Annotated in this window: 9 protein-coding genes; all 9 read left to right on the forward strand. The window is 43.5% G+C overall.

The window, feature by feature from the left end; all coding sequences use genetic code 11:
• The first annotated feature begins 209 nt into the window (after positions 1-209).
• The 9 genes from fabK to ADI58_RS07350 are packed head-to-tail and all read left to right on the forward strand — an operon-like array spanning position 210 to position 8,082.
• Positions 210-1,184: an enoyl-[acyl-carrier-protein] reductase FabK gene (gene fabK / locus ADI58_RS07310; protein WP_000857440.1), complete on the forward strand. Its 975-nt coding sequence runs from the start codon at positions 210-212 to the stop codon at positions 1,182-1,184.
• Positions 1,177-2,100, forward strand: a complete 924-nt coding sequence (gene fabD / locus ADI58_RS07315; protein ID WP_049522028.1) for an ACP S-malonyltransferase — start codon at positions 1,177-1,179, stop codon at positions 2,098-2,100. The genes fabK and fabD overlap by 8 nt, the downstream gene beginning before the upstream one ends.
• Positions 2,101-2,140: 40 nt before the next feature.
• Positions 2,141-2,872 (forward strand): 3-oxoacyl-[acyl-carrier-protein] reductase, encoded by a 732-nt coding sequence (gene fabG, locus ADI58_RS07320; RefSeq protein ID WP_049522029.1) that lies wholly within the window; start codon positions 2,141-2,143, stop codon positions 2,870-2,872.
• 21 nt (positions 2,873-2,893) lie between these two features.
• Positions 2,894-4,129 (forward strand): beta-ketoacyl-ACP synthase II, encoded by a 1,236-nt coding sequence (gene fabF, locus ADI58_RS07325; protein WP_049522030.1) that lies wholly within the window; start codon positions 2,894-2,896, stop codon positions 4,127-4,129.
• Between the two features lie 2 nt (positions 4,130-4,131).
• Positions 4,132-4,617 (forward strand): acetyl-CoA carboxylase biotin carboxyl carrier protein, encoded by a 486-nt coding sequence (accB, locus tag ADI58_RS07330; RefSeq protein WP_049522031.1) that lies wholly within the window; start codon positions 4,132-4,134, stop codon positions 4,615-4,617.
• Positions 4,614-5,036 carry a 3-hydroxyacyl-ACP dehydratase FabZ gene (gene fabZ, locus ADI58_RS07335; protein WP_000565515.1) on the forward strand — a complete coding sequence of 141 codons (423 nt, stop codon included), beginning with the start codon at positions 4,614-4,616 and terminating at the stop codon, positions 5,034-5,036. Before accB ends, fabZ begins: the two co-directional genes overlap by 4 nt.
• An 11-nt stretch (positions 5,037-5,047) precedes the next feature.
• Positions 5,048-6,415 (forward strand): acetyl-CoA carboxylase biotin carboxylase subunit, encoded by a 1,368-nt coding sequence (accC, locus tag ADI58_RS07340; RefSeq protein WP_049522032.1) that lies wholly within the window; start codon positions 5,048-5,050, stop codon positions 6,413-6,415.
• Positions 6,416-6,451: 36 nt separating this feature from the next.
• Positions 6,452-7,318, forward strand: coding sequence for an acetyl-CoA carboxylase, carboxyltransferase subunit beta (accD, locus tag ADI58_RS07345; RefSeq protein ID WP_049522033.1), 867 nt, complete (start codon positions 6,452-6,454; stop codon positions 7,316-7,318).
• A complete protein-coding gene (locus ADI58_RS07350) occupies positions 7,315-8,082 on the forward strand; it encodes an acetyl-CoA carboxylase carboxyl transferase subunit alpha (RefSeq protein WP_049522034.1) in 768 nt (255 codons plus the stop codon). The genes accD and ADI58_RS07350 overlap by 4 nt, the downstream gene beginning before the upstream one ends.
• Positions 8,083-8,135 lie beyond the last annotated feature (53 nt).

The following is an 8,135-nucleotide window of genomic DNA, read 5'->3' on the forward strand; positions in this document are numbered from 1 at the left end:
CAAAGAGCAAACTAGGAAGCTAGCCGCAGGCTGTACTTGAGTACGGCAAGGTGACGCTGACGTGGTTTGAATTTGATTTTCGAAGAGTATAAGCAGAATATAAGATAGAAGGAGTAGGGAAACCCGCTCCCTCTTGTTTAGGCAATAGTTTGATTTTCAAATTATGACAGTATCGAACTATTACGTAAGCAAGAAACGATGGAGGCACTATGAAAACACGTATTACAGAATTATTGAACATTGATTATCCTATTTTTCAAGGAGGAATGGCCTGGGTTGCTGATGGTGATTTGGCAGGGGCTGTTTCCAAGGCTGGAGGACTAGGGATTATCGGTGGGGGGAATGCCCCTAAAGAAGTTGTCAAGGCAAATATTGATAAAATCAAATCGTTAACGGATAAACCCTTTGGTGTCAACATCATGCTCTTGTCTCCCTTTGTGGAAGATATTGTAGATCTCGTTATCGAGGAAGGTGTTAAGGTAGTGACAACAGGTGCAGGAAATCCTGGTAAATACATGGAACGCTTCCATGAAGCAGGGATTACAGTTATTCCAGTTGTACCAAGTGTTGCCTTAGCTAAACGAATGGAAAAAATCGGTGCAGACGCCGTTATTGCAGAAGGAATGGAAGCTGGGGGACATATCGGTAAATTAACAACTATGACCTTGGTGCGCCAGGTTGCTGCTGCTGTATCTATTCCTGTTATTGCGGCAGGAGGAATTGCGGATGGTGAAGGTGCTGCGGCTGGCTTTATGCTAGGTGCAGAGGCTGTTCAGGTTGGAACGCGTTTTGTCGTTGCAAAAGAGTCTAATGCTCATCCAAATTACAAGGCCAAGATTTTAAAAGCTAGAGATATTGATACTACGATTTCAGCTCAACACTTTGGACATGCTGTTCGTGCAATTAAAAATCAGTTGACTCGTGATTTTGAAAAAGCTGAAAAAGATGCCTTTAAACAAGAAAATCCTGATTTAGAAATTTTTGAACAAATGGGAGCAGGTGCCCTAGCCAAAGCAGTTGTTCACGGTGATGTGGATGGTGGATCTGTTATGGCAGGTCAAATCGCAGGCCTTGTTTCCAAAGAAGAAACCGTTGAAGAAATCCTAAAAGATTTGTATTACGGAGCAGCTAAGAAAATTCAAGAAGAAGCCTCTCGTTGGGCAGGAGTTGTAAGAAATGACTAAAACAGCCTTTTTATTTGCTGGCCAAGGTGCCCAGTATCTAGGTATGGGACGGGATCTCTATGATCACTACCCTATTGTCAAAGAAACGATTGATCAAGCAAGTCAGGTACTCGGTTATGATTTGCGTCATCTCATTGATAGGGAAGAAGAAAAACTCAATCAGACCCGCTATACGCAACCAGCTATTTTAGCGACTTCAGTTGCTATCTACCGTTTATTACAAGAAAAAGGCTATCAGCCTGATATGGTTGCTGGTTTGTCCCTTGGAGAGTATTCTGCCTTGGTGGCCAGCGGTGCCTTGGATTTTGAAGATGCGGTTGCCTTGGTTGCTAAGCGTGGAGCCTATATGGAAGAAGCGGCTCCTGCTGGCTCTGGCAAGATGGTGGCAGTTCTTAATACACCAGTAGAGGTTATTGAGGAAGCCTGTCAAAAAGCTTCTGAACTTGGAGTAGTTACCCCAGCCAACTATAATACACCTGCACAAATCGTGATTGGTGGAGAAGTGACTGCAGTTGACCGAGCTGTTGAACTATTGCAGGAAGCAGGAGGTAAACGCTTGATTCCTCTCAAGGTTTCAGGGCCTTTTCATACCGCTCTCCTTGAGTCTGCTAGTCAGAAACTAGCTGAAACTCTAGCTCAGGTAAGTTTTTCAGATTTTACTTGTCCCCTAGTCGGCAATACAGAAGCTGCAGTTATGCAAAAAGAAGACATTGCTAAACTCTTGACGCGTCAGGTCAAGGAGCCAGTTCGTTTCTATGAAAGTATTGCAGTTATGCAAGAAGCAGGCGTAACCAACTTTATCGAGATTGGACCGGGGAAAGTCTTGTCAGGCTTTGTCAAAAAAATTGATAAGACAGCTAAACTAGCCACTGTTGAAGATCAGGCTAGTTTAGAAGCCTTGCTAGAAAACAAGTAATCCCTTCTCCCATAAATACAAGAGGAAACAGGAGAAAAGAATGCAACTAAAAAATAAAAATATCTTTATTACAGGTTCGAGTCGTGGAATTGGTCTTGCCATTGCCCACAAGTTTGCTCAAGCAGGAGCCAACATTGTCTTAAACAGTCGTGGGGCAATCTCAGAAGAATTGCTCGCTGAGTTTTCAAACTATGGTGTCAAGGTGGTTCCTATATCAGGAGACGTGTCAGATTTTGCAGACGCTAAGCGTATGGTTGATCTAGCTATTGCAGAGCTGGGTTCAGTAGATGTTTTGGTCAACAATGCAGGGATTACCCAAGATACCCTGATGCTCAAGATGACAGAAGCAGATTTTGAAAAAGTGCTTAAAGTGAATCTGACTGGTGCCTTTAACATGACACAATCAGTCTTGAAACCGATGATGAAAGCCAGAGAAGGTGCTATCATTAATATGTCTAGTGTTGTTGGTTTGATGGGAAATATCGGTCAAGCTAACTATGCTGCTTCTAAGGCTGGCTTGATTGGTTTTACCAAGTCTGTGGCGCGTGAAGTGGCCAATCGCAATATCAGGGTTAATGCTATTGCACCTGGAATGATTGAGTCCGATATGACAGCTGTTCTATCAGACAAGGTAAAAGATGCTATGCTGGCGCAAATTCCTATGAAAGAATTTGGGCAGGCAGAGCAGGTTGCAGATTTGACAGTATTTTTAGCAGGCCAAGATTATCTAACTGGTCAAGTGGTTGCCATTGATGGTGGCTTAAGTATGTAGCAGAAGCTAGAGGTGAAAAAGATGAAACTAAATCGCGTAGTAGTAACAGGTTATGGAGTAACATCTCCAATCGGAAATACACCAGAAGAATTTTGGAATAGTTTGACGACTGGAAACATCGGAATTGGTCCAATTACAAAATTTGATCATAGTGACTTTGATGTGCATAATGCAGCAGAAATCCAAGATTTTCCTTTTGATAAATACTTTGTAAAGAAAGATACCAATCGTTTTGATAACTACTCTTTGTATGCCTTGTATGCGGTCCAAGAGGCTGTCAACCATGCCAATCTGGATGTAGAGGCTCTTGACAAGGATCGTTTTGGTGTTATTGTGGCTTCTGGTATTGGTGGAATCAAGGAAATTGAAGATCAAGTGCTTCGCCTAAATGACAAAGGACCAAAACGTGTGAAACCATTGACCCTTCCAAAAGCCTTGCCAAATATGGCTTCAGGAAATGTTGCTATGCGTTTTGGAGCAAACGGTGTTTGTAAATCCATCAATACTGCCTGTGCTTCATCAAATGACGCGATTGGGGATGCCTTCCGCTCAATTAAGTTTGGTTTCCAAGATGTTATGTTGGTAGGTGGTTCAGAAGCCTCTATCACACCTTTTGCTATTGCTGGTTTCCAAGCCCTAACAGCTCTCTCTACTACAGAGGACCCAACTCGTGCTTCCATTCCATTTGATAAGGACCGTAATGGTTTTGTCATGGGTGAAGGTTCTGGGATGTTGGTTCTTGAAAGTCTTGAACACGCTGAAAAACGTGGCGCTACTATCCTTGCTGAAGTGGTTGGTTACGGAAATACTTGTGATGCCTACCACATGACTTCACCACATCCAGAAGGTCAGGGAGCTATCAAGGCCATCAAACTAGCCTTAGAAGAAGCTGAGATTTCTCCAGAGCAAGTAGCCTATGTCAATGCTCACGGAACGTCAACTCCTGCTAATGAAAAAGGAGAAAGTGGTGCGATCGTGGCTGTTCTTGGTAAGGAAGTACCTGTATCATCAACCAAATCATTCACAGGACATTTGCTGGGGGCTGCAGGTGCAGTAGAAGCTATCGTCACAATCGAGGCTATGCGTCATAACTTTGTACCAATGACAGCTGGAACAAGTGAAGTATCAGATTATATCGAAGCCAATGTCGTTTATGGACAAGGCTTGGAGCAAGAAATTCCATACGCTATTTCAAATACTTTTGGTTTTGGTGGCCACAATGCAGTTCTTGCTTTCAAACGTTGGGAGAATAAATAAGTATGAATTTAAACGATATTAAAGACTTGATGGCCCAATTTGACCAGTCAAGTTTGAGAGAATTTTCTTATAAAAATGGGACGGATGAGTTGCAGTTTAGCAAGAATGAGGCTAGACTTGTATCTGAAGTTACACCTCCAGTCGCTCCAGCGCCCCTTCTAGCAACACCAAGTCCAGTAGCTCCTACATCTGCTCCAGCAGAGACTGTAACAGAAGAGGTTCCAGCTCCAGCTGAAACAAGTGTAGCTGCTGAGGGAGATGTTGTAGAGAGTCCACTTGTTGGGGTGGCTTACTTGGCTGCTGGTCCTGATAAACCTGCATTCGTTACAGTTGGTGATAGTGTCAAAAAAGGTCAAACACTGGTCATTATCGAAGCCATGAAAGTCATGAATGAAATTCCAGCACCTAAGGATGGTGTGGTGACGGAAATTCTCGTTTCTAACGAAGAAATGGTTGAGTTTGGCAAAGGATTGGTACGTATCAAATGATCGATATTCAAGGAATCAAAGAAGCTCTACCCCACCGTTATCCTATGCTCCTAGTAGACCGTGTATTGGAAGTGAGCGAGGATACTATTGTTGCTATCAAAAATGTGACCATCAATGAGCCCTTCTTCAACGGTCATTTTCCTCAATACCCTGTCATGCCAGGTGTTCTGATTATGGAAGCCTTGGCGCAAACAGCTGGTGTCTTGGAGTTATCAAAACCTGAAAATAAAGGAAAACTGGTCTTTTACGCTGGTATGGACAAGGTTAAATTCAAGAAGCAAGTTGTACCAGGAGACCAATTGGTTATGACGGCGACTTTTGTAAAACGTCGTGGTACCATTGCCGTGGTTGAAGCGAAGGCTGAAGTGGATGGTAAGCTTGCAGCCAGTGGTACTCTAACCTTTGCAATAGGGAACTAAGGAGGTTCTCCATGTTTCGTAAAATTTTAATTGCCAATCGTGGTGAAATTGCGGTTCGTATTATCCGTGCGGCGCGTGAATTGGGGATTGCGACGGTGGCGGTTTATTCAACTGTTGATAAGGAAGCCCTTCATACGCTTTTGGCAGATGAAGCGGTTTGTATCGGTCCTGGTAAGGCAACTGAGTCTTATCTCAATATTAATGCGGTTTTATCAGCTGCAGTCTTGACTGAGGCAGAAGCCATTCACCCAGGTTTTGGATTTCTCAGTGAAAATTCTAAATTTGCAACTATGTGTGAAGAGGTGGGTATCAAGTTTATCGGTCCATCTGGTCATGTTATGGATATGATGGGGGATAAGATCAATGCGCGTGCTCAGATGATCAAAGCAGGTGTGCCTGTCATTCCAGGTTCAGATGGAGAAGTGCATAACTCTGAGGAAGCCTTGATTGTTGCTGAAAAAATTGGCTATCCTGTTATGCTCAAGGCTTCAGCAGGTGGTGGTGGTAAAGGGATTCGTAAGGTTGAAAAGCCAGAAGACCTCGTTTCAGCCTTTGAAACTGCCTCTAGTGAAGCCAAGGCCAATTATGGCAATGGTGCCATGTACATTGAACGGGTTATCTATCCAGCTCGTCACATCGAGGTTCAAATTCTAGGAGATGAGCATGGACATGTGATTCACTTGGGGGAACGGGATTGTTCTCTTCAACGGAATAACCAAAAGGTTTTGGAAGAAAGTCCTTCAATTGCAATCGGCAAAACGCTACGCAATGAAATTGGTTCTGCTGCTGTTCGAGCTGCAGAGTCTGTTGGTTATGAAAATGCAGGGACCATTGAGTTTCTTCTTGATGAAGCCAGTGGTAAATTCTATTTCATGGAAATGAATACACGTGTTCAGGTAGAGCATCCAGTAACAGAGTTTGTTTCAGGTGTGGATATCGTTAAGGAACAGATTCGCATTGCGGCAGGTCAGCCTCTGTCTGTTAAGCAAGAAGATATTATCTTACGTGGCCATGCTATCGAGTGTCGGATCAATGCAGAAAATCCAGCCTTCAACTTTGCTCCAAGTCCAGGTAAGATTACCAATCTCTATCTTCCAAGTGGAGGAGTCGGTTTGCGCGTGGATTCAGCGGTTTATCCAGGCTATACCATTCCGCCTTATTATGACAGTATGATTGCTAAAATCATCGTTCACGGTGAAAATCGTTTTGATGCCTTGATGAAAATGCAACGTGCTCTCTATGAACTAGAGATTGAAGGGGTACAGACCAATGCTGATTTCCAGCTTGACCTCATTTCAGATCGCAATGTTATTGCTGGGGATTACGATACTTCCTTCTTGATGGAAACCTTCTTACCTAAATATCAAGAAAAAGAATAAAATGACTTCAAGAGTTTAAACCGAAAAGGGGAATCAATGGCTCTATTTAGTAAAAAAGATAAGTATATTCGAATTAATCCCAATCGTTCGGTTAGGGAAAAACCTCAAGCCAAGCCAGAGGTTCCAGATGAATTATTCTCCCAGTGTCCGGGTTGTAAGCATACCATCTATCAGAAGGATCTGGGAAGTGAGCGTATCTGTCCACATTGTAGCTACACCTTTCGTATTTCTGCCCAAGAACGCTTGGCTTTGACGATTGATATGGGAACCTTCAAGGAATTGTTTACAGGGATTGAAAGCAAGGATCCCTTGCATTTCCCTGGTTATCAAAAGAAACTAGCAACTATGCGTGAAAAAACAGGTCTGGATGAAGCCGTTGTGACAGGAACAGCTCTTATAAAAGGTCAGACTGTGGCTCTTGGGATTATGGATTCCAACTTTATCATGGCATCTATGGGTACGGTTGTAGGGGAAAAAATTACTCGCTTGTTTGAGTATGCGACTGTTGAACAGTTGCCAGTTGTTCTCTTCACAGCTTCTGGTGGAGCCCGTATGCAGGAAGGAATCATGAGTCTCATGCAAATGGCTAAGATTTCTGCAGCAGTTAAACGCCATTCAAATGCTGGTCTCTTTTACCTGACCATTTTGACAGATCCAACGACAGGTGGTGTAACAGCTTCTTTCGCTATGGAAGGAGATATCATTCTGGCTGAACCACAGAGCTTGGTTGGTTTTGCTGGGCGTCGTGTCATTGAAAATACGGTTCGTGAAAGCTTGCCTGAGGATTTCCAAAAGGCAGAATTCCTATTGGAACATGGCTTTGTGGATGCTATTGTCAAAAGAAGAGACTTACCAGATACGATTGCTAGCCTAGTCAGATTGCACGGAGGGAGTCCAAGATGAATATTGCAAAAATAGTCAGAGAAGCGCGTGAGCAGAGTCGCTTGACAACCTTAGACTTTGCGACAGGCATTTTTGATGAATTTATCCAATTACATGGTGACCGTTCTTTTCGTGATGATGGTGCAGTTGTTGGTGGTATTGGCTGGCTTGGGGACCAAGCTGTAACAGTGGTTGGTATCCAAAAAGGCAAGAGTCTACAAGATAACCTCAAGCGGAATTTTGGTCAACCGCATCCAGAAGGCTACCGCAAGGCCCTACGGTTGATGAAACAGGCTGAAAAGTTTGGTCGTCCAGTTGTGACTTTTATCAATACAGCAGGTGCCTATCCTGGTGTGGGAGCGGAAGAACGTGGACAGGGAGAAGCTATTGCTCGCAATCTCATGGAAATGAGTGACCTGAAAGTCCCGATTATCGCTATCATTATCGGTGAAGGTGGTTCAGGTGGAGCTCTGGCTCTGGCCGTTGCGGACCGTGTTTGGATGCTGGAAAATTCTATCTATGCCATTCTCAGCCCAGAAGGCTTTGCTTCCATTCTATGGAAGGATGGCACTCGTGCCATGGAAGCGGCAGAACTGATGAAAATCACTTCGCATGAACTGTTAGAAATGGACGTGGTGGATAAGGTGATTTCTGAAGCAGGACTTTCTAGTAAGGAACTGATTAAGAATGTTAAAAAAGAACTCCAAACTGAACTAGCTTTACTTTCACAAAAACCGTTAGAAGCATTGTTGAAAGAGCGTTACCAACGATTTAGAAAATACTAATACTCTTCGAAAATCTCTTCAAACCACGTCAGCTTCGCCTTGCCGTATATATG

The sequence above is a fragment of the Streptococcus mitis genome (assembly GCF_001074635.1).
Classification (GTDB): Bacteria; Bacillota; Bacilli; order Lactobacillales; family Streptococcaceae; genus Streptococcus; species Streptococcus mitis_E.

Excerpts from the sequence above, each read along its gene's own strand:
- fabK (WP_000857440.1), top strand. The coding sequence starts at position 210 with ATGAAAACACGTATTACAGAATTATTGAACATTGATTATCCTATTTTT.
- fabD (WP_049522028.1), top strand. The coding sequence starts at position 1,177 with ATGACTAAAACAGCCTTTTTATTTGCTGGCCAAGGTGCCCAGTATCTA.
- fabG (WP_049522029.1), top strand. The coding sequence starts at position 2,141 with ATGCAACTAAAAAATAAAAATATCTTTATTACAGGTTCGAGTCGTGGA.
- fabF (WP_049522030.1), top strand. The coding sequence starts at position 2,894 with ATGAAACTAAATCGCGTAGTAGTAACAGGTTATGGAGTAACATCTCCA.
- accB (WP_049522031.1), top strand. The coding sequence starts at position 4,132 with ATGAATTTAAACGATATTAAAGACTTGATGGCCCAATTTGACCAGTCA.
- fabZ (WP_000565515.1), top strand. The coding sequence starts at position 4,614 with ATGATCGATATTCAAGGAATCAAAGAAGCTCTACCCCACCGTTATCCT.
- accC (WP_049522032.1), top strand. The coding sequence starts at position 5,048 with ATGTTTCGTAAAATTTTAATTGCCAATCGTGGTGAAATTGCGGTTCGT.
- accD (WP_049522033.1), top strand. The coding sequence starts at position 6,452 with ATGGCTCTATTTAGTAAAAAAGATAAGTATATTCGAATTAATCCCAAT.
- ADI58_RS07350 (WP_049522034.1), top strand. The coding sequence starts at position 7,315 with ATGAATATTGCAAAAATAGTCAGAGAAGCGCGTGAGCAGAGTCGCTTG.